Genomic DNA, 21704 nt, shown 5'->3' with positions numbered 1-21704 from the left:
GCGAGACCTTCGCCCGTGGAGGCCTACCCCTCCACCGGTTTCGCCGGTCCCCCTCCCCATCCAGGGGAGGAATGACCGCCCGCACCCCCTTGCCTCACCCCGCCGCAATGCCATATTTTCGGCTCTCATGCAGCGTGAACCGATTTCCATGGCCGAGCGTCGCTCGGACGATCCCGATGGTGCCGACGGCACCGGCGTCGGCGTCGCCACCCGCACCCGCGCCAAGACCAAGCGCCCCACGCCCTATCGCGTGCTGATGCTCAACGACGATTACACCCCGATGGAGTTCGTCGTCCTGTGCCTCCAGCGCTTCTTCCGCATGACCACGGAAGAGGCGACGCGGGTGATGCTCCACGTCCACCAGAAGGGCGTGGGCGTGTGCGGGGTGTTCAGCTACGAGGTGGCGGAGACCAAGGTGGGGCAGGTGATGGACTTCGCGCGCCAGAACCAGCACCCGCTCCAGTGCACGCTGGAAAAGGCGTAGTCGCGCCGCAGCGCGCGCGGGCGGGCATCCGGCTCGGGCCGCTGGAGATGCGCGCGGACGCAGAGCTTACCGCCGGCGGCCTGCTCGCGATCGGCGGCATGGTCTCCGCCATCCTTCTCTCCACCGCTGTGCTCGTCCGCGCCGCAGTGCGTGAGGGCAGGGAGGCGCGCTCGGTGCCGCGGCGCTGATCCTGGCATGTGCCGCTGATCTTGGATCGTCGCCCCGGACTTGATCCGGGGCCCCGCTTCTTACTTCACCTAGGGCGGTCATGGCAGCGGGAACCCGGATCAGGTCCGGGGTGACGTGGAAGCTATCCGGCCAGATTCTCTCACCCTCTAAGCGGCATCGGCCGGCCGCGGCTTGCCTTTTTGGCCATGCGCGCACTCCAGCAGGTCGCGATCCCAATCTCCCAGCGCCGCCGCCGCCTCGTAGGTCGAGGTGAGGAACGCTAGCAGCGCCGCATCGCCGTCCTCCGCCGACTGCACCGCCTCATAGGGAAGCACGAACTCGGATAGCCCCTCGTGCCAATGCGCCGCCTCGGGGCGCACCGGCGCATCCCGGAACCCTTCGGGTGCCGGATAGGCATAGGCATAAAAGGCCGGCTCATCGACGCCGCCGCCGCCGGGCCAGAATCCCGCCGACGAGACCTCGCGGTCATAGGCCTCCTGCGCCACCGCATCGGGCAGCGCCGGCACCCCGCCGCCGTGCAGCGGCGCGCGCCGGCCCGAGAATCGGGTCACCGCCAGGTCGAAGCTGCCCCAGAACAGGTGCACCGGGCTCACCTTGCCCAGGTACGAACTGCGGAAGGCCTTGAACACGCGGTCGATCCGCAGCAGCGCCTGGTGGAAGCGCGACACCGCGTCGCGGTCGTACGGTCGGTCGCGATGATCCTCGGTGAACGGCACCGGGTCCGGGATCTCGTTCGGCCGCCCGTCGAAGCTAGGCGTCCCGCCGAGGTCTGCGATCAGGCGGACGAACCGGTCGTGGAAGTCTGCCACTGTCATCGGCTCCAGCGCGAAGGAAAGCGTGCGGCCGTCACCGCTCGTTCCCACCACCTTGTGCTCATGGAGGTCGAACAGGATCTCGATGTCGCTGCGGTCGGGGATCACCGAAGAGGTCAGGCCGCGCGGGGTGACGTAGAAGGTCGCGTGCCAGGAATGGTTGACCCACGGCGTATGCGCGAGCCGATACTTGCCGGCGACCTGAAGATACAGGTGGAGGGCAGTGCAGGTCTCCTGCCAGCCGAGATAGTCGAGGCGGGGCCATTCGGTGGGCACGTCGTCGTCTCCTTGCGGTCTCGGATCGTCGGCTCCGCACGCAGCCGTTCTCCCCTGCAAGTCTGGCCGCGATGCCCTTCCATGCCTAGACGCCGATTGTGATACGCTGTGTTGCCATGGCCGCTACGCTAAAATGCCGCTGCCGCAAGTTCCCGCCTTGTTCTCATGGAACAAACACGATACATGAGGCGTGTTCCTGCGCCGGAACGGTTCGGTGCGGTTGCTTTTGATGCAAGGGGTGCGATGATGGCTGCAAACCTCAAGGTGATCGATACCGGCATGGCCTCTTCCCTGTCCAACACCCCCGATCGGCAGAAGGCGCTCGATGCCGCGCTGGCGCAGATCGACCGCGCCTTCGGCAAGGGCTCGGCGATGAAGCTGGGCCAGCGCGAGGCGATGAAGGTGGAAACGATCTCCACCGGCAGCCTCGGGCTCGACATCGCGCTGGGTGTCGGCGGCCTGCCGCGCGGCCGCATCGTCGAGATCTTCGGGCCGGAAAGCTCGGGCAAGACCACCGTCGCGCTCCACGCCATCGCCGAGGCGCAGAAGCGCGGCGGCATGGCCGCGTTCGTCGATGCCGAACATGCGCTCGATCCGGTCTATGCCAAGAAGCTGGGCGTCGACATCGACAACCTCATCGTCTCGCAGCCCGATACCGGCGAGCAGGCGCTGGAGATCGTCGACACGCTCGTCCGCTCGAACGCGATCGACGTGCTGGTGGTCGATTCGGTCGCCGCGCTGGTGCCGCGTGCCGAGATCGAAGGCGAGATGGGCGACAGCCACGTCGGCCTGCAGGCGCGGCTGATGAGCCAGGCTTTGCGCAAGCTCACCGGCACCATCGCCCGCTCGCGCTGCCTGGTCATCTTCATCAACCAGATCCGCATGAAGATCGGCGTGATGTACGGCAGCCCGGAGACCACCACCGGCGGCAATGCGCTCAAATTCTACGCCAGCGTCCGGCTCGACATCCGCCGTATCGGCTCGGTCAAGGACCGCGACGAGGCGACCGGCAACAACGTCCGCGTCAAGGTCGTCAAGAACAAGGTCGCGCCGCCGTTCAAGCAGGTCGAGTTCGACATCATGTTCGGCGAGGGCATTTCCAAGATGGGCGAGGTGCTCGATCTCGGCGTCAAGGCCGGGCTGGTCGAGAAATCCGGCTCGTGGTTCAGCTACGACAGCGTCCGCATCGGCCAGGGGCGCGAGAATTCGAAGAACTACCTGCGCGACAATCCCGAGATGGCCGATCGCCTCGAAAAGGCGATCCGCGCCCGCACCGAGGGCCTCGCCGACGAATTGCTGGTCGGGCAGAGCGACGACGACGACCTGTGATCGTCACCACCCTTCCTGTGTGCTTCGACGGCCCGCTCCCCACCCGGGGAGCGGGCCGTTCCGCTTTCGGGAAGCGCACCCATCGCGCGAGTGCCTCAACCGCCTCAATTCGTCTCTCCGCGCATGACTGACGCCTTCGCCTGGCAGGGCCGCGTCGGCGATGCGTGGGCGGAGGAATGGCGCCGCACCGACCGCAGCCTCGCCGATCTCTCGCGCCACCTCGACGCCGCCATCGCCGCGTCCGCCCCGTCCGACGGCCGCGCGCTGGACATCGGCTCCGGCGCGGGCGGCACCAGCCTCGCGCTCGCCGCCGCCCGCCCGTCGCTCGCCATCCAGGGCGTCGACCTCTCCGCCGGCCTTGTCGCCGTCGCCACAGAGCGCGCCGCCGCCTCGGGCTTCACCAACGCCCGCTTTGCGCTCGGCGACGCCGCCGCGCCGCCCGGCGGCCCCTATCACCTCGCCTTTTCCCGCCACGGCGTGATGTTCTTCGACGATCCGGTCGCCGCCTTCACCGCGATCCGCGCCGCGATGGCGCCTGGCGCACCGCTCGTCTTCTCCTGCTTCCGCGCCGCCGCCGAGAACGGCTGGGCGGTCGCGCTTGCGGACGCGCTCGGTCAACGGGTGTCGCCCCCGGGGACCGCGCCCGGCCCCTTCGCCTTCGCCGATCCGGGTCACGTCGCCGCCATCCTCGCCGCCGCCGGCTGGCACGATGCCGCACCGCAGGCGATCGACTTCACCTATGTCGCCGGGCGCCGGCGACGACCCGGTGGAGGACGCGCTCGCCTTCTTCCGCCGCATCGGCCCTGCCGCCCGCGCCCTCGCCGACACGCCCGAGGCCGATCGCCCCCCGATGCTCGCCGAACTTCGCGCCATGCTCGCATCCCGTATGTGCGCGAAGATCGTGCAATTCCCCGCCGCCGCCTGGATCTGGTCCGCCCGCGCCTGAGGAGACGCCCGATGATCGTCGTCCACCATCTTGAAAACAGCCGCTCGCAGCGCATCCTGTGGATGCTTGAGGAACTCGACCTGCCGCACGAGGTCCGCCGCTACGAGCGCAATCGCAAGACCATGCTCGCCCCGCCCGAGCTGCGCCGCATCCACCCGCTCGGCAAGTCGCCGGTGATCGAGGACACCGCGGAAGGGCGCACGATCGCGGAGACCGGTGCGATCGTCGAATATCTGGTCGACAAGGCCGACGGCCGCCTCGGCCCGCCCGCGCGCCGCGACGATGCGCTCCGCTACCGCTTCTGGCTCCATTATGCCGAGGGCTCGCTGATGCCGCCGCTCCTGGTCAAGCTGGTGCTCGGCCGCGTGCCGCTGTTCGGTCGCACCGCGCAAAAGCGCCTCCAGCCGATGATCGACGTCCACCTCGACTATGTCGAGGCCGAACTGGCGCAGCGCCCCTGGTTCGCCGGCGACGCGCTGACCGCCGCGGACGTGATGATGAGTTTCCCGCTGGAGGCCGCCGCCAGCCGCGCCGGGCTCGATGGCTCGCGCCCCAACACCATGGTCTGGCTCGCCAAGGTCCACGCCCGTCCCGCCTATCAGGCCGCGCTCAAGGTCGGCGGCCCCTACGCCTATGCCTAGCGGCGCTGCCGCCGCGTCTTCTTGTCGGGCTTGCCCACCGTCAGCGTCACCACCGGCGGCTGCGCGACGACGCGCACCACCACCGGCTCGGTCACCGAGGGATCGGCGGGGAACTCCCGCCGTGCCCGTGCGAACACGAAGCGCGCCCGCGCCGCGCCGGGCGAGTCGGCGCGCACGCCCACCCAGCGCCAGTGCCACGGCTCCCACTTCACCTGCTGCCGGCTCCCCGCCGGGAACGACATCTCGAAGCCGAATCGCGGCGCATTCGCCGCCAGCCAGCGGAACGCCGGCTTGGCCGCCATGCACCCCTCGGCATCGGGGCAGCCGTCGGCGGGCCGAACCGTGAAGTCGAGCGCATAGCCCGTGGCATGCTCGCTATGCCCCGGCGGCGCCACCGAGATCGCCCGGTCCGCCGCGCCGCCATCGGGCGCCTCGCGGCAGAACACCGCCGCCTGCCGGGCGATGGCACGATGGCAGGAGAGGCCGCGCAGCGTCGCCCCCGGCACCGCCTGCGCCGCCGCGGCCAGCAGCCGCTGGAGGTCCGCATAGACATCGCGCCGGATCAGGCACCGACGCCCCACCGCGAACCCCGCCGGCGCCTCGACCAGCTCGCTGTCCGCCACGTCGCCATAGGGCAAATGGCCAAGCGCCCGGCCGTCCGTGGTGCGCGGCGTACTGCGCCCGTCGCAAAGCTGGGCGGCAGCGGGGGAGCCCAGCAGCAGGGCGAGGAGCGCGAGGAGCCTGAGCATCGCGCCGGACTGGCACGATGCGCCCGCGAGTGGCAAGGGCGCAGCCATGCTCAAGGACAGGGTGCTCTTCCTCGACGGCGAGGCGCTGGTGATCGACAAGCCCGCGGGCCTGCCGGTCGATCCGCCGCGCGCCGGCGGGATCAGCGTGGCGAGCCACGGCGCCGAGCTCGCCTTCGAGTTCCGCCGCTGGCCCACCGCGGTCCACCGGCTCGACCAGGACACCAGCGGCTGCCTGCTGCTCGCCCGCAACCCCAAGGCGCACGCCCGTTTCAGCCAGGCGTTCGAGACGGGCACGGTGGAGAAGCGCTACCTCGCCATCCTCGCCGGCCTACCCGAAGGCGAGGAGGGACTGATCGACCTGCCGCTCGCCAAGGTCTCCACCCGCGAGGCGGGCTGGCGGATGGTCCCCGACCCCGCCGGCAAGCCCGCCCGCACCCGCTGGCGCCTGATCGCGACGCACGAGGGCCGCAGCCTGGTCGAGTTCCGTCCCGAGACCGGCCGCACCCACCAGATCCGCATTCATGCCCAAGGCGGCCTCGGCGCACCGGTGCTCGGCGATCCCGTCTACGGCGCCCCCGATCGCCGCGGCATGATGCTCCACGCCGCCGCGCTCGTCGTCCCCCGTGCCGGCAAGCCCGCCATCGCGGTGGAGGCGCCCTGGCCGGCGCGGTTCGCCGATGCGGGGTTCGCAAGTGGTTGAGGTGCCGGAGGATGCGGTGGAGGAGCGGTTCCTCGCCGCCACCGGGCCCGGCGGGCAGAACGTCAACAAGGTCGCCACCGCCTGCCAGCTGCGCGTCGACGTGTTCCGCCTCGGCCTCTCGCCCGAAACCTACCGCCGCCTGAAGGTGGCGGCGGGCAGCCGCCTCACCGCCGGCGGCACCCTGGTGCTCACCGCGCGCCGCTTCCGCACCCAGGAGGCGAACCGCGCCGATGCCCGCCAGCGCCTCGCCGAACTGCTCGCCGAGGCCGAGAAACGCGACGCCCGCCGGGTCAAGACCAAGCCCAGCAAGGCCGCCAAGGCCCGCCGCGTCAACGAGAAGAAGGGCCGCAGCGCGGTCAAGGCCGGCCGCGGCCGCGTTTCCATGGAGTAAGCATGTATCAGTTCGACATCGCCGCCGGCACCAAGGCGGAACTCTATCGCGACCTCCATCAAGCGCTCGACGCGCTCACCGCCGGCGAGCCCGACGCGGTCGCCAACATGGCCAATGCCGCCGCGCTGGTCTGGCAATACCTCCCCGACCTCAACTGGGCGGGCTTCTACCGGCTGGTCGAGGGCGAGCTCGTGCTCGGCCCGTTCCAGGGCAAGGCCGCGTGCATCCGCATCCCGCTCGGCCGCGGCGTCTGCGGCACCGCGGCGGCGGAGCGGAGAACGCAGGTGGTCGCCGACGTCAACGCCTTCGCCGGCCACATCGCCTGCGACGCCGACAGCGCCTCCGAACTGGTGGTGCCGATCGTTGCGGGGGACCGCCTCGTCGGCGTGCTCGACCTCGACAGCCCGACACCGAATCGCTTCGACGCGGAGGATGCGGCGGGCTGCGAGGCGCTCGCCGCGCTGCTTGCGTCCCGCATCTGATCCGAAACGGGACGGGACTCGCCTTGCCCACAATGGTAAGCAACCTGTTAATACTCTGGGCGTTCGCGCCTCCAGTTCAGGGGAGAGTCTCGATGCGGACCTTGATGATGGCGGCAGCGGTCGCGAGCATGGCGAGTGCGGCCGACGCGCAGCGCGTCAGCGCACGCGGCCCGGCGATGGCGCGGCCGATGGCCCGTCCGGCACCGATGGCGCGTCCGGGGCCGCACGTCATGGGTCGTCCCGCCGGCGGCGGTCACTACGGTCATCCCACGCCCAAGCCGCCCAAGCCCGCGCCCGGCGGCTGGCAGCGCCCCGGTCATGGCTGGCAGGGCGGCCACAACGGTGGTTGGAGCCGCCCGAACCCGGTCCGTCCCGGCTGGGGCGGGCATGGCGTCCGTCCGCCGCGCTGGGGCAATCGCGTACAGGGCCGCTGGTGGGCGGGCTGGCGCGCGCCGGGCGGCTGGGGCGCGTATCGCCGCCCGGTCCGCGGCTGGGTGCTGCCCAGCTTCTGGATCTCGCCCAGCTGGTACATCAACGATTGGGCGAGCTACGGCCTTGCCACCCCGCCCGCGGGCTACACCTGGTCGCGCTATTATGACGATGCGGTGCTGATCGACGGCCGCGGTTCGGTCTATGACTCGGTCAGCGGCGTCGATTGGAACGGCGGCTATGGCGAGGGCTACGCCTATGGCGACGACACCGGCGCCTATGACCAGGGCTACGACGACCAAGGCTATTACGATGGCGGCGCCTATGCCGCTCCTGGCGCACCCTATGCCCGGCCGGAGGTCTATTACGAGCGGCCGGACAATGGCGTCGGTGGGGCTGCGATCGGCGCAGTGGTCGGCGGGGTCGCCGGCAACGCCATCGCCGGCCGCGGCAATCGCCTGGGTGGCACGCTGATCGGCGCGGGCGTCGGTGCCGCCGCCGGCTATGCGATCGACAAGGCCGAGGACCGGGGTCGCTACACTGCGCCCGGCGCCGGCTATGCACCGCCGCCGCCGATGCCGGCCTATGCCACGCGCGCACCCGCGCCCGTTTACGCCGCCCCGGCCGATGTGGCACCCGCGCCCATGGTGGTGCAGTCGGGCGGCTATTATGCCAACGGCTATTATTATCCCGGGGCCACCGTCACCACGGTCACCGTCACGTCCGCGCCGGTGGTGACCACCACCACCGAAGTGTTCGAAGATAGTGTGACGTACACCAAGCCGGTGGTGCGCAAGGCGGTGCGCAAGTGGCATCCCAAGCCCAAGGCCAAGTGCGTCTGCGGGTGAGAAAGGCGGAGCGGGCTTAGCCTATCTCAGACTGATCGACGGAGACGCACTTCCCCGGCGAAGGCCGGGCCCCAGTATCGGAACGCTCGCAACTGGGCCCCGCCTTCTGCCGGGGAGGCGCTATACTATTGGGTAGTCGAGCCTATTTCCGCGGCGCCTTGCCCGCGAAGGCGACCAAGCTCTCGCGCCCATCCGTACCCAGTGCGGAAACGCCGAACCACGTGTCATCGACCGGCACCTGCTTCGCCAGGTAACTCGTCCCGACGACGTCGACGTGGTCGGTCCACTCCTGCCGGTCGGTGCGCCGCCAGTGCACCCGATACCCGCTCGCGCCGGGCACGGCTTGCCACGCCACCATCGTGTCGCGAGACAGATCGCCCGAAACGGTGACGCCCGCGGGTGCCGCCGGCGCCGTCGCCAGCCGCGCCAGCGCCGCGACGTTGATCGCGGTCACCTTGGCGAGATAGTCGAAGTCCATGCCCTCGACCGTGTCGCCATAGACGATGCCGTTCTCGGTCCGCAGATCCTGGTGCTGCCGATCCCAATTCTCCGCGCCGACGCTGAAGCGGACCGCGGGATAGCCCTGGCGCAGGAACGGCTCATGGTCGCCGCCGCGGCCGAACCGGTCGGGCCGGCGGTCGACGAACACGTCCAGCCCGCCGGGGATGCGCGCCGCCAGGCCATCGATCGCCTTGGCGAGCGCCCGGCTCGGGCCGTCATCCTCGCCGCCCAGTCCGTGCCGCTCCTGCGCCTGCACCAGCGACTCGCCGGCGCGGATGCCTTCGGAGAAGACCCGCACCCGGTCCGCCACCTGCACGCCGCCTTGCCCCAGCGAGTTGCCGACGATGTCGTTGTTGAGCATCGCGTCCACCTGCCAGCCGCGCGCCGTCGCGGTTTCCGCCAGCAGTTGCGCGCCCCACAGCCCCTGTTCCTCGCCGGAGAAAACCGCATAGATGATGGTAGCGGCGTATTTCTGCTTCGCCTGAGACAGAAGGCGTGCCGCTTCCAGCACCAGCGCGACGCCCGAGGCATTGTCGTTCGCGCCTGGAGCATCGCCGGTGGCATTCATCACATCCGTGATCCGGCTGTCGATATGCGCGCCGACGATCACGTAGCGGTTCGGGTCACTGCCCTTCTGGATGCCCAGCACGTTCTCGATCACCACGCCACCGGGCGCGCGTGGGCCGGTGAACCGGCGGGACAGCCGCTCGACGCTGATGCAGCCGCCGCAGTCCTTCGAGATCGCGGCGAAACGATCCGCCGCCCACACGCGCGCGGCACCGATGCCGCGCTTGGGATCGGTTGCGGAGGAAAGCGAATGGCGCGTGCCGAACGCCACCATCGCCTCCACATCGGCACGCAGCCGGGACGGGGAGGGCGCCTGGAGCGCCAGCGCGGCGGACGGGAAGATCAGGGCGAGTGGGAGGAGTAGGCGCATACGCCACTTGTGTCCGTTTACTTGGTGCGGCTCAAGCGGCCGGCGTCAGCTCAGGCGATCGATCGCCTCGCGATCCAGGCTGCCGGGAATGATCATCACCGGCACCGGCAGCGCGCCCGCGTCCGGACCTGCGAAGTGGGTCACCAGTGGTCCTGGCGCGCCCGTCGCCGCGGCACCCAGCACCAGCGCGGCAATATCGGGGTTGGCGGCGATAATCTCGCGGATCACCTTTGGGCCCGCTCCTTCACGCACGGTGATCGATGGACGCAGGCCCGCCTCCTCGATCAGCGTGCCCGCGGCACGAGCGACCAGCCCCTCGGCCTGCTGGCGGGCTTCCTCCTCAATCGTCGCCTGAACGCCGCCAAAGGCGATGAATTCCTGAGGCGGGATCAGCGTCAGGATCTCGACGCCGCCTCCGGTCTTGACCGCGCGCCGCGCTGCGAAACGCAAGGCGATCGCCGCCTCGGGCGTGTCGTCGATCACGGTCAGGTAGATACGCATGGATAATAGCCTCTCCGCCGCCGGCATGGCGCGGCACTCGGCGCGGCGCAAGCGGGACCACCCATGGCACCGCGGCGCGAGCCGGGGTTGACCCTAGGGCATCGCGGCGCAAGAGAGGCCCCCTCCCATCCCCAGGAGCTTCCATGCCGATCGAGATCAAGATGCCCGCGCTTTCGCCCACCATGGAGGAGGGCACGCTGGCCAAGTGGCTCGTCAAGGAAGGCGACACGGTGAAGTCCGGCGACATCATGGCCGAGATCGAGACCGACAAGGCGACCATGGAGTTCGAGGCGGTCGACGAGGGCACCGTCGCCAAGCTGCTGGTCGCCGAGGGCACCGATGGCGTGAAGGTCGGCACCGTGATCATGCAGCTGGCGGGCGAGGGCGAGGATGTCAGTGCCGCTGCAGCACCGGCGAAGCAGGACGCCGCTCCGGCAAAGGCGGAGAAGCCGGCGACTCAGGAGAAGGCGCCCGCCGCTGACGAGAGCGCCGCCATCAAATCGGAGTGGCCGGCGCCAGAGGCGAAGCAGGAGAAGGCGGAGAGCAAGCCGGCGGCCCAGCCCGTCGCTGCAGCAGGGGGTGACCGGGTCAAGGCGAGCCCGCTCGCCCGCCGTATCGCTGCCGAGAAGGGCGTCGACATCGCTGCGCTCTCCGGCTCCGGGCCCAACGGTCGCATCGTCAAGGCCGACGTTGAAGGCGCGCAGCCCGGTAATGCGCCGGCCGCAGCGGAAGCGGGTCGGGCCGAGCAGGCTCCCACGGCTGCGCCGGCCACCGCCGCGGCTGCGCCCGCACCTGCCCAGATCCCTGACATTCCGCACGAAGCGACCAAGCTGTCCAGCATGCGGCGGACGATCGCGCGCCGGCTCACCGAGTCCAAGCAGCAGGTGCCGCACATCTACCTCACCGTGGACGTGCAGCTCGACAAGCTACTGGCGCTGCGCACCGACCTCAACGCGGGGCTGGAGGCGCGCAGCGTCAAGCTGTCGGTCAACGACCTGCTGATTAAGGCGCTCGCAGTCGCGCTGATCGAAGTGCCCAAGTGCAACGTCATGTACACGCCCACCCAGCTGATCAGCTTCAAGCGGGCCGACATCTCGGTCGCGGTGTCGACGCCGGAAGGGCTGATCACGCCAGTGATCACCGAGGCGGACACCGCGTCGCTCTCCTCCATCTCCACCCGGATGAAAGACCTCGCCGCCCGCGCCCGCGACAAGAAGCTGAAGCCCGAGGAATTCTCCGGCGGCACCGCCTCGATCAGCAACATGGGCATGTTCGGGATCAAGCAATTCGAGGCGGTGATCAATCCGCCTCAGGGCATGATCCTGGCGATCGGCGCGGGCGAGAAGCGGCCCTGGGTGATGGAAGACGGCTCGCTCGGCGTCGCTACCATCATGAGCGCGACCGGCAGCTTCGACCATCGCGCGATCGATGGCGCCGACGGCGCTGCGCTGATGCAGGCCTTCAAGCGGCTGGTCGAGAACCCGCTGGGCATGCTGGCGTGACATGTGGCGGTACAGCCGCACCTTCGTGGAGGCGCTGCACGCGCTGACCGCAGTGGTGGCGACCGCCGCGGCCTTTTCCGGCGCCGCCTGGGCCTATCCGCCCGGGCGGCGCACGATCTGGATCATCGGCGCGGTCACCATGATCGCGATCGCGGCAATGGTCGCTCCGCAATTGCTGCGCGCCTGGCGCGCCGACCGGGGAAGCCATCATGGCTGATTTGCCGCCTGACCGTCAGCCGGCGATCCGCGTGACCACCATGCCCGCGGACGCTAATCCTTACGGCGATATCTTCGGTGGTTGGCTGATGAGCCAAATGGACATGGCCGCCGGGCTGGTCGCGGCACGGCATGCCAAGGGGCGGGCGGTGACGATCGCGGTGGAAGGCATGAAGTTCCATGCGCCCGTCGCGATCGGCGACGAGGTGTCGGTCTATGCCGATCTCGTCGCGGTGGGCCGCACCTCCATGACGATCGAGGTTGAGGCCTGGCGGCGCGGCCGCCATGTCGAGGAGCAATGCCGCGTGACCCAGGCGAAGTTCGTCTTTGTCGCGATCGATGACGCGCGCCGGCCGCGCCCCATATCCTGAGAACATATCAGAGGACTTCTACCCTCATGGCTGACACCTACGACCTCATCGTCCTCGGCTCGGGGCCCGGCGGCTATGTCGCCGCGATCCGTGCGGCGCAGCTCGGGCTCAAGACCGCGATCGTCGAGCGCGAGCTGCTCGGCGGCATCTGCCTCAACTGGGGCTGCATCCCCACCAAGGCGCTGCTGCGCTCGGCCGAGATCTTCCACTACATGCAGCATGCGAAGGACTATGGGCTCAAGGCGGAGGGCATTTCCGCCGACATCGAGGCGGTGGTGAAGCGCTCGCGCGGGGTGGCCAAGCAGCTCAACCAGGGCGTCACCCACCTGATGAAGAAGAACAAGATCGCCGTCCACATGGGCACCGGCAAGTTGACCGGCAAAGGCAAGCTCACCGTCACCGACAAGGACGGCAAGGCGACCGAGCTTTCGGCCAAGAACATCATCCTCGCCACCGGCGCGCGCGCGCGCGATCTTCCCGATCTGCCGGCGGACGGCAAGCGGGTGTGGACCTATCGCCACGCGATGACCCCGCCCGAGCTGCCGGGCAAGCTGCTGGTGATCGGCTCGGGCGCAATCGGCGTGGAATTCGCCAGCTTCTACAATGACATGGGTGCCGAGGTGACCGTCGTCGAGATGCTCGACCGGATCGTGCCCGTGGAGGACGCCGACGTCTCCGCCTTCCTCGAGAAGCAGCTCACCAAGCAGGGCATGAAAATTCTCACTGGCGCGAAGATCGAGAAGATCACCGCCGACGCAAATGGCGTAAAGGCGACGATCACCGGCAAGGACGGCAAGGCGATCGCCGGCGAGTACAGCCACGTCATCGTCGCGATCGGCATCGTTCCCAACACCGCCGACATCGGACTCAAGGAAATGGGTGTCGCTGTTGACGACCGCGGCTTCCTCAAGACCGATGCGATGTGCCGCACCAATGTCGAGGGGCTGTGGGCGATCGGCGACATCACCGCGCCGCCCTGGCTCGCGCACAAGGCCAGCCACGAGGGCGTGATTGCCGCAGAGGCGATCGCGGGCAAGCACCCGCATGCGATGGACCCGCGCAACATTCCCGGCTGCACCTATTGCCACCCGCAGGTCGCCAGCGTTGGTCTCACTGAAGCAAAGGCGAAAGAGGCCGGGCATGAGGTGAAGGTCGGCACCTTCCCGTTCATCGGCAACGGCAAGGCGATCGCGCTGGGCGAGGCGGAAGGCTTCGTGAAGACGGTGTTCGACGCCAAGAGCGGCGAGCTGCTCGGCGCACACATGGTGGGCGCGGAGGTCACCGAGATGATCCAGGGCTATACCATCGGCAAGACCGGCGAGCTGACCGAGGCGGAGCTGATGGAAACGGTGTTCCCGCACCCGACGATCAGCGAAGCGATGCACGAGAGCGTGCTGGGCGCCTACGGGCGCGCGCTGCACATCTGAGGCGCACGACTTGGCAGCACTGACCGGTCTCCGGTGCTGCCAAGTCGTCGGATCAGCCGTGCCCATGAAGTGGGCATGACACAGGTTACCAGCTGTAGGACAGCCCGGGTCTTCTCGCTGGGCGGCGAGAAGACCCGAGAAGGTCAGGCGACGCTGCCGACCACCGCGTGGCTGGACGATTCGGACTGATCGATGGTGCCGCCGAACAGCATCTTCAGCCGGCCGCTGACCGACACGTCGGTCTCCCACAGTTCCGCCGAGGTGATGTCGAAGCGGTTGAGCCGCGCATCCGCCTTGCCGTTCGGGAACCAGGCCTCGACGCGATTGTCCCAGAGATTGTCAAAGGTCGCCTGATTGGTCTCCTGACTGACCGTGCCGGCGAGGCACGCAAAGAAATCGTGCCCCGTGCCGACGAACTGCGCCATCGCCTTGCCGCCCTTGGCGATGCGATTGTCGTGGCCGGAGAAGATGAACAGCGCATTGGGCTGATCCTCGTCGATCTTGACGTTCATCGGCTCCGAATGCTCGCCGTCCATCAACCCGATCATCACGAATGGGCTGTCCTTCACCTTGGCCAGGAAGGTGGCGGCGATTTCCTGCGGGCTGTCGTGGTCGGCCATCGGGCGTTCTCCTTTGCTTTGGCGGAGAAACGAGAGGCGATGAGGTTGGTTGCGTGGGCGAACCGATCACTTCGGCCCGCCCACCCGGCGCTTGATCACAGCACCTCGAACAACCCCGCAGCGCCCATGCCGCCGCCGACGCACATCGTCACCACGACGTACTTCGCCCCGCGGCGCTTGCCCTCGATCAGCGCATGGCCGGTCATGCGCGCGCCGCTCATGCCATAAGGGTGGCCGATCGAGATCGCGCCGCCATTGACGTTGAGCAGCTCGTCGGGGATGCCGAGCTTGTCGCGGCAGTAGAGCACCTGCACCGCGAACGCCTCATTGAGTTCCCACAGGCCGATGTCGTCCATCTTCAGGCCGTTGCGCTCCAGCAGCTTGGGGATGGCGAAGACCGGGCCGATGCCCATCTCGTCCGGATCGGTGCCCGCCACCGCCATGCCGACATAGCGGCCGAGCGGCGTGAGGCCGCGCTGCTCGGCGAGCTTCTCCTCCATCAGCACGCTCGCCGAGGCGCCGTCCGACAGCTGCGAGGCATTGCCGGCGGTGATGTTGAGGTCCGGCCCGAGCACCGGCTTCAGCGCCTTCAAACCCTCCAGCGTGGTATCGGCGCGGTTGCCCTCGTCCTTGGAGAGCGTGACCTCCTTGTAGGTGACCTCCTTGGTCTCCTTGTTCGTCACCGCCATCGTCGCGGTAACGGGTACGATCTCGTCGTCGAACTTACCCGCAGCCTGAGCGGCGGCGGTGCGCATCTGCGACTGGAAGCCGTATTCGTCCTGGGCGTCGCGGCTGATGCCGTAGCGCTTGGCGACCACTTCCGCAGTCTGCAGCATCGGCATGTAGATGTCCTTGTGCATCGCCACGAGTTCGGGATCGGGCTGCACGCGCATTTGCGGGGTCTGGACGATGCTGATGCTCTCCACGCCTCCGCCGATCGCCACGTCCATCTTGTCGACCACCACCTGCTTGGCGGCGGTGGCGATCGCCATAAGGCCAGAGGCGCACTGGCGATCGAGCGACATGCCGGACACGGAGGTCGGCAGGCCGGCGCGCAGCAGCGAAGTTCGCGCGATGTTGGTCGCCTGAGCGCCCTGCTGGAGGGCGGCGCCGAGCACCACATCCTGCACCTCGGCGCCGTCGATGCCCGCGCGCTCAACGGCGGCCTTGATCGCGTGCGACGCGAGCGTGGGAGAGGGGAGGTTGTTGAACGCGCCGCGATAAGCACGGCCGATCGGGGTGCGGGCGGTGGAAACGATGACGGCGGAGCGCATGATGATATCCTTTAATGCAGCTTAAGCGAACACCTGGGTGATCCATTCGGCGATCATCGCGGGCTTTTCGGACCCTTCGATTTCGACGGTCGTCTCGGTGGTGAACTGGAACTGACCCGGCCGCTTTTCCTCGAACTCGATCAGCTTCGAGCGGCCGCGGACCTTCGAGCCCGATGGCACCGGGGCGAGGAAGCGGACTTTGTTGCCGCCGTAGTTCACGCCCATCTTTACGCCTTCGAGGCGCGGCATGTCCGGGTTCTTGGCCGAGAGCAGCGGCAGGAGCGACAGCGTCAGGAAGCCATGCGCGATGGTGGTGCCGAACGGGGTCAGCTTGGCGCGCTCCGGATCGACATGGATGAACTGGTGGTCGCCGGTGGCGTCGGCGAACTTGTTGATCATCTCCTGGGTGACCTCCACCCACTCGGACACGCTTTCGCGGCCGATCGCCGCCTTCATTTCGTCTGCGGTCACTGCACCCTCCCTTGGCGGCGTGCTTCTCTAAGCCTGCTGCACCGCACCCCGCAAGTCCGGAGACACCCGAAGCTGGAATAACTCGTCTTCCGTAGCGTCAGCGGTGTGCTTCGCCGTGTCCGGAAGCGAACCCACTTTTCGAAGCGGGTCGAATCGGCCGTCCCGCTGCGCCGCGACGTGGCCACGAATTGAGGCGGTTTAGGCGCTGGCGCCCAGCGAGCCAATCGGACGAATTGAGGCGGTTGAGGCACTGGCGCAGCAGTGTCGCCGTCTTTCAAAAGCTCAGGGCCGATCATGCGCGCAAGATAGCCGAAAGCGCGCGTGTAGGACAGGACGCTGGCCCCGTCGCATGCTCGTCTCCCCGTCGCGGCGGCATGGCGGCGCGACTCGCGGCGGTGCAGCGAACCCCGCATCAACGAAAGGGTTCACCAATGCTGTTCCACCTGTCCATCGACGCCGACCGTCCGCAGCATGTTGCCGAAGTGCTCGCCGAACTGTGGCAAGGTGCCGCCATGCCTTTCCCGCCGGTGCTGACCGGCAGCTGGGCGGCGTTCGCAAACGACGACCGGGCCACCATGGTGGAGATCTACCCGCGTGGTGCCGAACTGCATGAGAGCGCAGGCGGGGTCATCGGCATGATCGGGACCAACAATGATCGGTCGGCAACGCACTTTGCGATGGCGACCGCGCTGAAGGAAACCGAGGTGCTGGCGATCGCGGCGCGCGAGGGCTGGCCGGCGATGGTGTGCAACCGGGGTGGCTTGTTCGACGTCATCGAAGTCTATGTCGAGGGCACGCGCATGATCGAGGTGCTCACCACCGACATGCAGGCCGACTACCTGCGGACCATGACCGTGCCGAACTGGCGGGCGATGCTGGACAGCGCCCGGCTGGCGGCGTGAGACAGAGCATCCTGCCCTCTCGCCTCTGGGAAGAGGGTAGCCGAGCAAAGCGAGGCCGGGAGAGGGGCAGTGCGAAACGCTGCTGAATCGCACTTCCCCTCTCCCTTGCCGCTTCGCGGCTCTCCCTCTCCCCAGAGGGGAGAGGGTTTAGTGGCAGTCCCTTGCGCTTTTCGTTGCCTCAACCGCCCGGTCAGCCCTGCTCCGGTGCCACCTTCACCGTCTGCGGTTCGGGATAGGGCATGACCAGGGTTCCGTCGGGCGCCGCGGTGTAGGTGGTCTGGGTAGGATAGGGGATGCTGATCCCTTCCTCGGCGAAGCGCTGCATGATGCGCACGAGCAGGCGATCGCGGGTGCCGTGCGCGACCGACCAGTCGCCGCCGGGCGTGTCGACGAGCAGGGAGAAGTCGAGGCTCGACGCGCCGAAGCTCTCGAAACCCGCGCGGGCCACCTTGCCGCCTTCCGCCTCGACCAGTTCGGTCAGGATCGCGGGCAGCTTCGCCAGCGTCTCGGGCGGCGTCTCATAAGCGACGCCGATCGTGTAGCCGACGCGGATGTGGTCGCGATCGGAGATGTTCTGGATCTCCTTGTCGAGCAACTGGCGGTTGGCGATGATGCGCAGCTCGCCGGTGAACGCGCGGATGCGGGTGGATTTGAGCCCGATCGCCTCAATCGTGCCGCTAGTCTGATCGTAGATGATGTTGTCGCCGCGGCGGAACGGCCGGTCGAAGATGATCGCCAGCGCGGCGAACAGGTCCGCGAAGATGCCCTGGGCGGCCAGGCCGATGGCGATGCCGCCGACGCCGAGACCGGCGACCAGCCCGGTGACGTTCACGCCCAGGTTGTCGAGCACCACCACCAGCGCGATCGCGAACACCGCGAAACTGACCAGCAGGCGGATCAGCCCCAGCGCGCTCATCAGCGCCTCGCCATTGTAACTTTCCGAACGGGTGCGATGCTCGATCGCACCCAGGATCAGCTCGCGTGCCCAGATCGCCGCCTGGAACACCGCCGCAACGGTGAACAGGAACTGCACCGTTCTGGCGACCGGGGAGGGCGCCTCCGCATAGGTGACCACCAGTCGCGCGGCGAGCATGAAGATGAAGAACTGATTGGTCTTCTGGATTGCGCGGCCGAAGATCGCCGCCCAGCCCTTGCCCGATTTGCTGCGTGCGGCGAGGCGCGCGCCCAGCCCGCGCGCGGCGGTCAGGCCGACGACGATGACGGTGGCGATGCCCACCGCGATCAGCACCTGGAGCCAGTTCGACTGGATCCACGACACGCTGGTCTGGAGGAAGGAGCGTGCCTGCTCGTGGACCTGCTCGGCGCGGATCGCCGGGAGTTTGGTCACGGATGTATTGGACATGACTGGATCTCGGCTGTTTGTCTGTTCGCGGCTCGCCAAGCATGGCTCGTCATGCCGGGCCTGTCCCGGCATCCACCGTTCGGCAAGAGCCGACAGGTCCTGATGCGCGGCACCGTGGACCCCGGCACAAGGCCGGGGTGATGAGGTGGAGTGTTCAGGCGGCCTTTGCTGCCTCGACCACCTTCGCCGCCTCTCCCGTTTCCTGCTCAAGGAATGCAATCAGGCCGCGTTCCTCGCGGCTCAGGTGCTTGGCCGACCGGGGCAGACGCAAGCCGTGCCGGAAGGCATCCTGCCCATCTTTCACGAGCTCGATGAGCCTGGGATGAACGTAGGACTTGCGCGCGATCGCCGGCGTGTTGCCGAGCCGCTCGACCACCGGCTCCAGCAGCCGCTTGAGGCTGAGGTCCTTCTCGGCGCGCGCCAGCGTCTCGAAGGCGGCGACCGAGGCAGCCCAGGTGCGGAAATTCTTGGCGGTGAAGTCGCTGCCGGTCGCGTCCTTGATGTACTCGTTCACGTCGGTGGAGGTGACCGGATGCGCCTCACCGTCCTCGTCCACCCAGGCGAACAGGTGCTGCTCGTCGAGGTCCTGGCAGTTGCGCACGAAGCGCGCGAGCGAGCGATCGGTGATCTTCAGGTCGCGTTCCTTGCCGGACTTGCCCTTGTAGCGCAGCTTGAGGGTCTGGCCCTTCACCTTGCCGTGGCGCTTGCGCAAGGTGGTGGCGCCGAAGCTCTCGTTCGCCTCGGCATAGGCCTCGTTGCCGACGCGAATGTGGCCGCCGTCCAGCAGGCGGATCACCGCGGCAACCGCGCGCTCCTTGCTGAGCTTCCGCCTGGCGAGGTCCGCTGCGACCTGCTTGCGCAGCTTGGGCAGGATGCGGCCGAATTCGGCACAGCGCTCGTACTTGGCGGCTTCCTGCGCCTCACGGAAATCGGGGTGGTAGCGATATTGCTTGCGGCCCTTCTCGTCCCAGCCGACCGCCTGGATATGGCCGTTCGGCTTCGGATTGAACCAGGCATCGCGATAGGCGGGGGGCAGGCCGATGGCGTTGAGCCGGTCGATCTCGTCGCGGTCGGTGATCCGCTCGCCCCTGGCGTCCCAATAGCCCCAGCCGTTGCGCACCTTCTTGCGGGTGATGCCGGGCTTGCTGTCGTCGCTGTAAACCAGTCGTGCGGCCACGCCTTGATGTCCTCCAGGGTGTGCGCCCAATGCGCCGGGCCGCTTGCCGGTTCCGGAACGGGCAGGGCCGCGGACGGTTGGGGCGATCTACCTCAGGAGACTTCCCATGGCCGACCTTTCCGAAGCGCGCGTCCTGATCCTCGCCACCGACGGCTTCGAGGATTCCGAGCTGTTCGACCCCCGCCAGGCGCTGCTCGATGCGGGCGCGCAGGTGACGCTCGCTTCCATCAAGACCGATCCCATCCAGGGCGTGAAGCACGACAGCGAGCCGACCCGCACGATCACCCCGGACCTGACGCTCGACCAGGTCGACACCGAGGCGTTTGACGCGCTGCTGCTGCCCGGCGGCGTCGCCAATCCCGACAAGCTGCGGATGGAGGAGCGCGCGGTGGCGATCGTCGAGGAGTTCTTCGAGGACGACAAGCCGGTGGCGGCGATCTGCCATGCGCCGTGGCTGCTGGTGGAGGCCGACGTGGTCGATGGCCGCCGCGTGACCAGCTGGCCCTCGGTGCGCACCGATCTGGAGAATGCGGGCGCCGATGTGGTGGACGAGGAGGTGGTGGTCGACGGCAACCTGATCACCAGCCGCAAGCCGGGCGACATCCCCGCGTTCAGCGCGGCGCTGGTGAAGGCGCTGGAAGCGGAGATGGCGGAAGCGTGATCCGGCAGGCCCCTCCCTGTGCGGGAGGGGCTCAGGCCACCGCCACTTGCGCGCGCCGGCCCATCGGGCGCCAGTCCGCCTCCTGCCGCTTGCGCGTCAGATAGGTGTCCAGCCCGATCTGCGCGCCGACCGGCATGTAGATGAACGACTGAAAGGCGATGCCGACGAAGGCGCCGCCGAGCAGGTAGATGAGGTGCGCCGACTGGAGCGCAGCGGCGAGCGGGGCGATCCAGGCCTGCTCGCCCTCCGCGCTGCGGTAGCGGCGGCGGATCACCTCCATGCGGACGATGCCGATCAGGCTGATCGCCAGCCACAGGATCAGCCCCGGCCAGCCCTGTTCGCCCAGCATCTCGAAATAGCTGGAATGATAGGCGCGCGCCTTGTCCACGGTCAGGCTGCGCTCGATCGTCGTGCCGGTGGCGGTGGGAACGGTCTTCACCGTCTCGTAGCGGATATTGTTCTGCCGATACGCCTCGAAGCCGCCGCCGAACGGGTGCTGCTTGACGTAGTTCCAGGTCCAGCCCCAGACCGCCAGCCGCGTGGAGGCGCTTTCGTCCGCTTCGTACGTCTTGATCGTGTTCATCCGCTCGCTGAATGCGCTCGGCAGCAGCGGCAGCGCGGCCATGCCGGCGAGCGCGCACAGGCCGATATAGAGGCCCTTGCGCTTCACCTCGCGCAGCATCAGCACCGCGAGCAGCGCGACGCAGACCAGCCCGGTGCGCGCCGAGGTGCCGACCGGCATCAGCAGGCAGGCGAAGACGAGCGCGTAGCAGAAGGTGCGCACGCGCCAGTCGGGCGGGAAGATCGTGCCGTGCCTAGCGAACCACAGGATCAGCGGCACGATGCAGATCGCCACCGCGGAGATGATGCTCCCCTCGTACAGCCCCGAATTGTTCGACACCATCAGGTTGAGCGCGCCATAGCCGCCGCCGGATGCGAGCGTCTTGATCCCGCCGACGATGATGATCGAGCCCGCCGAGAGGATCATGAACAGCAGCAATGCCTCGATCCTGAGCCGCGTGCGCAGGGTGAGCGGCAGGAAGGCGGCGAAGGCGAGCGTCTTCCACACCCAGTCCCATTTCTCCGCCGCCTCCAGCTTGAAATCGGCGGTGCCGGTGGTGAACCAGCAATAGACCAGCAGCAGCAGGATCAATCCCTGGCGCGGGGCGACGCGGGTGTCGTGCTTCTTGTCCACCATCGCCCAGGCGCCGACCGCGAGGCCGACCGCGATCAGCGAGATCGGGACTGCGTTGAGCAGGTAATAGGTCAGCCGCTGCGGCGAGACGATGTCGATATAGACATAGGCGAGGACGAGCAGGAACGGGCGGCGGAACCCCATGCCGAACAAAGCGGCGAGGAAGCCGAGGAAGGCGAGGTCACGCATCGTGGTTCTCGGGGCGGTCTTCCCGATCCAAGTCGGGGCGGAACAGCAGACGCCAGGCGGCGAGCAGCATCAGACCGTGGGTGAGCGCGAGCGAGAAGTTGTCGATCATGGCCGGGCCTCG

The 21704-nt window shown here is 68.3% G+C and carries 24 protein-coding genes and 1 pseudogene; 15 read left to right on the top strand and 10 right to left on the bottom strand.

Features of this window, described 5'->3' with window-relative positions:
* Positions 1–148: 148 nt before the first annotated feature.
* Both clpS and ACFDTH_RS02715 read left to right on the top strand, forming a co-directional pair.
* A complete protein-coding gene (gene clpS / locus ACFDTH_RS02720) occupies positions 149–484 on the top strand; it encodes an ATP-dependent Clp protease adapter ClpS (protein WP_375285981.1) in 336 nt (111 codons plus the stop codon).
* The gene (locus tag ACFDTH_RS02715) at positions 463–672 is read left to right on the top strand and encodes a hypothetical protein (protein ID WP_375285965.1); all 210 of its coding nucleotides are present in this window, start codon (positions 463–465) and stop codon (positions 670–672) included. Before clpS ends, ACFDTH_RS02715 begins: the two co-directional genes overlap by 22 nt.
* 147 nt (positions 673–819) lie before the next feature.
* Here ACFDTH_RS02715 and ACFDTH_RS02710 read toward each other — a convergent pair whose 3' ends face one another.
* Positions 820–1761: a DUF5996 family protein gene (locus ACFDTH_RS02710; protein WP_375285964.1), complete on the bottom strand. Its 942-nt coding sequence runs from the start codon at positions 1759–1761 to the stop codon at positions 820–822.
* Between the two features lie 246 nt (positions 1762–2007).
* On the opposite strand from ACFDTH_RS02710, the gene recA reads away from it, so the two are divergent.
* From recA to ACFDTH_RS02695, 3 genes and pseudogenes are all read left to right on the top strand, one after another.
* The gene (recA, locus tag ACFDTH_RS02705; RefSeq protein WP_375285963.1) at positions 2008–3090 is read left to right on the top strand and encodes a recombinase RecA; all 1083 of its coding nucleotides are present in this window, start codon (positions 2008–2010) and stop codon (positions 3088–3090) included.
* Between the two features lie 123 nt (positions 3091–3213).
* A pseudogene (locus ACFDTH_RS02700) lies at positions 3214–3606 on the top strand (class I SAM-dependent methyltransferase); the annotation flags it as partial.
* A gap of 441 nt (positions 3607–4047) precedes the next feature.
* Positions 4048–4677 (top strand): glutathione S-transferase family protein, encoded by a 630-nt coding sequence (locus tag ACFDTH_RS02695; RefSeq protein WP_375285980.1) that lies wholly within the window; start codon positions 4048–4050, stop codon positions 4675–4677.
* On the opposite strand, the gene ACFDTH_RS02690 is transcribed toward ACFDTH_RS02695, so the two are convergent.
* Entirely contained in the window at positions 4674–5426 is a 753-nt protein-coding gene (locus ACFDTH_RS02690; protein ID WP_375285962.1) for a M15 family metallopeptidase, read from the bottom strand. The two genes, ACFDTH_RS02695 and ACFDTH_RS02690, sit on opposite strands and share 4 nt — an antisense overlap.
* Positions 5427–5472: 46 nt before the next feature.
* Here ACFDTH_RS02690 and ACFDTH_RS02685 point away from each other — a divergent pair, with 46 nt between their 5' ends.
* From ACFDTH_RS02685 to ACFDTH_RS02670, 4 genes are all read left to right on the top strand, one after another.
* Positions 5473–6126 carry an RluA family pseudouridine synthase gene (locus tag ACFDTH_RS02685; protein WP_375285961.1) on the top strand — a complete coding sequence of 218 codons (654 nt, stop codon included), beginning with the start codon at positions 5473–5475 and terminating at the stop codon, positions 6124–6126.
* The gene (arfB, locus tag ACFDTH_RS02680; RefSeq protein ID WP_375285960.1) at positions 6104–6517 is read left to right on the top strand and encodes an alternative ribosome rescue aminoacyl-tRNA hydrolase ArfB; all 414 of its coding nucleotides are present in this window, start codon (positions 6104–6106) and stop codon (positions 6515–6517) included. Before ACFDTH_RS02685 ends, arfB begins: the two co-directional genes overlap by 23 nt.
* A 2-nt stretch (positions 6518–6519) precedes the next feature.
* On the top strand, positions 6520–6999 hold the full coding sequence (locus ACFDTH_RS02675) for a GAF domain-containing protein (protein ID WP_375285959.1): 480 nt from the start codon (positions 6520–6522) through the stop codon (positions 6997–6999).
* Between the two features lie 92 nt (positions 7000–7091).
* On the top strand, positions 7092–8276 hold the full coding sequence (locus ACFDTH_RS02670; protein ID WP_375285958.1) for an RcnB family protein: 1185 nt from the start codon (positions 7092–7094) through the stop codon (positions 8274–8276).
* A 142-nt stretch (positions 8277–8418) separates the two neighbouring features.
* On the opposite strand, the gene ACFDTH_RS02665 is transcribed toward ACFDTH_RS02670, so the two are convergent.
* Both ACFDTH_RS02665 and ACFDTH_RS02660 read right to left on the bottom strand, forming a co-directional pair.
* The gene (locus ACFDTH_RS02665) at positions 8419–9714 is read right to left on the bottom strand and encodes a M20/M25/M40 family metallo-hydrolase (RefSeq protein ID WP_375285957.1); all 1296 of its coding nucleotides are present in this window, start codon (positions 9712–9714) and stop codon (positions 8419–8421) included.
* Positions 9715–9759: 45 nt separating this feature from the next.
* Positions 9760–10215 carry a universal stress protein gene (locus ACFDTH_RS02660; protein WP_375285979.1) on the bottom strand — a complete coding sequence of 152 codons (456 nt, stop codon included), beginning with the start codon at positions 10213–10215 and terminating at the stop codon, positions 9760–9762.
* Between the two features lie 143 nt (positions 10216–10358).
* On the opposite strand from ACFDTH_RS02660, the gene ACFDTH_RS02655 reads away from it, so the two are divergent.
* From ACFDTH_RS02655 to lpdA, 4 genes are read left to right on the top strand one after another with little or no spacing between them, the layout of a single operon-like run.
* Complete coding sequence (locus tag ACFDTH_RS02655) at positions 10359–11717, top strand: pyruvate dehydrogenase complex dihydrolipoamide acetyltransferase (RefSeq protein WP_375285956.1); 1359 nt, start codon at positions 10359–10361, stop codon at positions 11715–11717.
* Position 11718: 1 nt separating this feature from the next.
* Entirely contained in the window at positions 11719–11934 is a 216-nt protein-coding gene (locus ACFDTH_RS02650; RefSeq protein WP_375285955.1) for a hypothetical protein, read from the top strand.
* Positions 11927–12304, top strand: a complete 378-nt coding sequence (locus ACFDTH_RS02645) for an acyl-CoA thioesterase (protein WP_375285954.1) — start codon at positions 11927–11929, stop codon at positions 12302–12304. The genes ACFDTH_RS02650 and ACFDTH_RS02645 overlap by 8 nt, the downstream gene beginning before the upstream one ends.
* 26 nt (positions 12305–12330) lie before the next feature.
* Complete coding sequence (lpdA, locus tag ACFDTH_RS02640; RefSeq protein WP_375285953.1) at positions 12331–13731, top strand: dihydrolipoyl dehydrogenase; 1401 nt, start codon at positions 12331–12333, stop codon at positions 13729–13731.
* Between the two features lie 143 nt (positions 13732–13874).
* On the opposite strand, the gene ACFDTH_RS02635 is transcribed toward lpdA, so the two are convergent.
* The 3 genes from ACFDTH_RS02635 to ACFDTH_RS02625 all read right to left on the bottom strand — a co-directional run bounded on the left by ACFDTH_RS02635 (position 13875) and on the right by ACFDTH_RS02625 (position 16081).
* A complete protein-coding gene (locus ACFDTH_RS02635; RefSeq protein WP_375285952.1) occupies positions 13875–14351 on the bottom strand; it encodes a pyridoxamine 5'-phosphate oxidase family protein in 477 nt (158 codons plus the stop codon).
* A gap of 95 nt (positions 14352–14446) precedes the next feature.
* Entirely contained in the window at positions 14447–15625 is a 1179-nt protein-coding gene (locus ACFDTH_RS02630; RefSeq protein WP_375285951.1) for an acetyl-CoA C-acyltransferase, read from the bottom strand.
* A gap of 21 nt (positions 15626–15646) precedes the next feature.
* Complete coding sequence (locus ACFDTH_RS02625; protein ID WP_375285978.1) at positions 15647–16081, bottom strand: MaoC family dehydratase; 435 nt, start codon at positions 16079–16081, stop codon at positions 15647–15649.
* Between the two features lie 257 nt (positions 16082–16338).
* On the opposite strand from ACFDTH_RS02625, the gene ACFDTH_RS02620 reads away from it, so the two are divergent.
* A complete protein-coding gene (locus ACFDTH_RS02620; protein ID WP_375285950.1) occupies positions 16339–16998 on the top strand; it encodes a hypothetical protein in 660 nt (219 codons plus the stop codon).
* A gap of 190 nt (positions 16999–17188) precedes the next feature.
* Here ACFDTH_RS02620 and ACFDTH_RS02615 read toward each other — a convergent pair whose 3' ends face one another.
* Together ACFDTH_RS02615 and ACFDTH_RS02610 are read right to left on the bottom strand one after the other, a co-directional pair.
* Entirely contained in the window at positions 17189–18361 is a 1173-nt protein-coding gene (locus ACFDTH_RS02615; RefSeq protein ID WP_375285949.1) for a mechanosensitive ion channel family protein, read from the bottom strand.
* A gap of 154 nt (positions 18362–18515) precedes the next feature.
* Positions 18516–19538 (bottom strand): DNA topoisomerase IB, encoded by a 1023-nt coding sequence (locus tag ACFDTH_RS02610; protein WP_375285948.1) that lies wholly within the window; start codon positions 19536–19538, stop codon positions 18516–18518.
* A 106-nt stretch (positions 19539–19644) separates the two neighbouring features.
* Here ACFDTH_RS02610 and ACFDTH_RS02605 point away from each other — a divergent pair, with 106 nt between their 5' ends.
* The gene (locus ACFDTH_RS02605) at positions 19645–20199 is read left to right on the top strand and encodes a type 1 glutamine amidotransferase domain-containing protein (RefSeq protein WP_375285947.1); all 555 of its coding nucleotides are present in this window, start codon (positions 19645–19647) and stop codon (positions 20197–20199) included.
* 31 nt (positions 20200–20230) lie between these two features.
* Here ACFDTH_RS02605 and ACFDTH_RS02600 read toward each other — a convergent pair whose 3' ends face one another.
* The gene (locus ACFDTH_RS02600) at positions 20231–21583 is read right to left on the bottom strand and encodes a putative O-glycosylation ligase, exosortase A system-associated (RefSeq protein WP_375285946.1); all 1353 of its coding nucleotides are present in this window, start codon (positions 21581–21583) and stop codon (positions 20231–20233) included.
* Between the last annotated feature and the right edge of the window lie 121 nt (positions 21584–21704).

This window comes from Sphingomonas sp., assembly GCF_042096255.1.
In the GTDB taxonomy this organism is placed as follows: domain Bacteria; phylum Pseudomonadota; class Alphaproteobacteria; order Sphingomonadales; family Sphingomonadaceae; genus Sphingomonas.
This window is presented reverse-complemented; position numbering and strand designations above follow the sequence as displayed.

Bases quoted from the DNA above. Each gene is read 5' to 3' on its own strand.
- clpS (WP_375285981.1), top strand. From the start codon at position 149: ATGGCCGAGCGTCGCTCGGACGATCCCGATGGTGCCGACGGCACCGGC.
- recA (WP_375285963.1), top strand. From the start codon at position 2,008: ATGGCTGCAAACCTCAAGGTGATCGATACCGGCATGGCCTCTTCCCTG.
- ACFDTH_RS02695 (WP_375285980.1), top strand. From the start codon at position 4,048: ATGATCGTCGTCCACCATCTTGAAAACAGCCGCTCGCAGCGCATCCTG.
- ACFDTH_RS02690 (WP_375285962.1), bottom strand. From the start codon at position 5,426: ATGCTCAGGCTCCTCGCGCTCCTCGCCCTGCTGCTGGGCTCCCCCGCT.
- ACFDTH_RS02685 (WP_375285961.1), top strand. From the start codon at position 5,473: ATGCTCAAGGACAGGGTGCTCTTCCTCGACGGCGAGGCGCTGGTGATC.
- arfB (WP_375285960.1), top strand. From the start codon at position 6,104: ATGCGGGGTTCGCAAGTGGTTGAGGTGCCGGAGGATGCGGTGGAGGAG.
- ACFDTH_RS02675 (WP_375285959.1), top strand. From the start codon at position 6,520: ATGTATCAGTTCGACATCGCCGCCGGCACCAAGGCGGAACTCTATCGC.
- ACFDTH_RS02670 (WP_375285958.1), top strand. From the start codon at position 7,092: ATGCGGACCTTGATGATGGCGGCAGCGGTCGCGAGCATGGCGAGTGCG.
- ACFDTH_RS02665 (WP_375285957.1), bottom strand. From the start codon at position 9,714: ATGCGCCTACTCCTCCCACTCGCCCTGATCTTCCCGTCCGCCGCGCTG.
- ACFDTH_RS02660 (WP_375285979.1), bottom strand. From the start codon at position 10,215: ATGCGTATCTACCTGACCGTGATCGACGACACGCCCGAGGCGGCGATC.
- ACFDTH_RS02655 (WP_375285956.1), top strand. From the start codon at position 10,359: ATGCCGATCGAGATCAAGATGCCCGCGCTTTCGCCCACCATGGAGGAG.
- ACFDTH_RS02650 (WP_375285955.1), top strand. From the start codon at position 11,719: ATGTGGCGGTACAGCCGCACCTTCGTGGAGGCGCTGCACGCGCTGACC.
- ACFDTH_RS02645 (WP_375285954.1), top strand. From the start codon at position 11,927: ATGGCTGATTTGCCGCCTGACCGTCAGCCGGCGATCCGCGTGACCACC.
- lpdA (WP_375285953.1), top strand. From the start codon at position 12,331: ATGGCTGACACCTACGACCTCATCGTCCTCGGCTCGGGGCCCGGCGGC.
- ACFDTH_RS02635 (WP_375285952.1), bottom strand. From the start codon at position 14,351: ATGGCCGACCACGACAGCCCGCAGGAAATCGCCGCCACCTTCCTGGCC.
- ACFDTH_RS02630 (WP_375285951.1), bottom strand. From the start codon at position 15,625: ATGCGCTCCGCCGTCATCGTTTCCACCGCCCGCACCCCGATCGGCCGT.
- ACFDTH_RS02625 (WP_375285978.1), bottom strand. From the start codon at position 16,081: ATGAAGGCGGCGATCGGCCGCGAAAGCGTGTCCGAGTGGGTGGAGGTC.
- ACFDTH_RS02615 (WP_375285949.1), bottom strand. From the start codon at position 18,361: ATGTCCAATACATCCGTGACCAAACTCCCGGCGATCCGCGCCGAGCAG.
- ACFDTH_RS02605 (WP_375285947.1), top strand. From the start codon at position 19,645: ATGGCCGACCTTTCCGAAGCGCGCGTCCTGATCCTCGCCACCGACGGC.
- ACFDTH_RS02600 (WP_375285946.1), bottom strand. From the start codon at position 21,583: ATGCGTGACCTCGCCTTCCTCGGCTTCCTCGCCGCTTTGTTCGGCATG.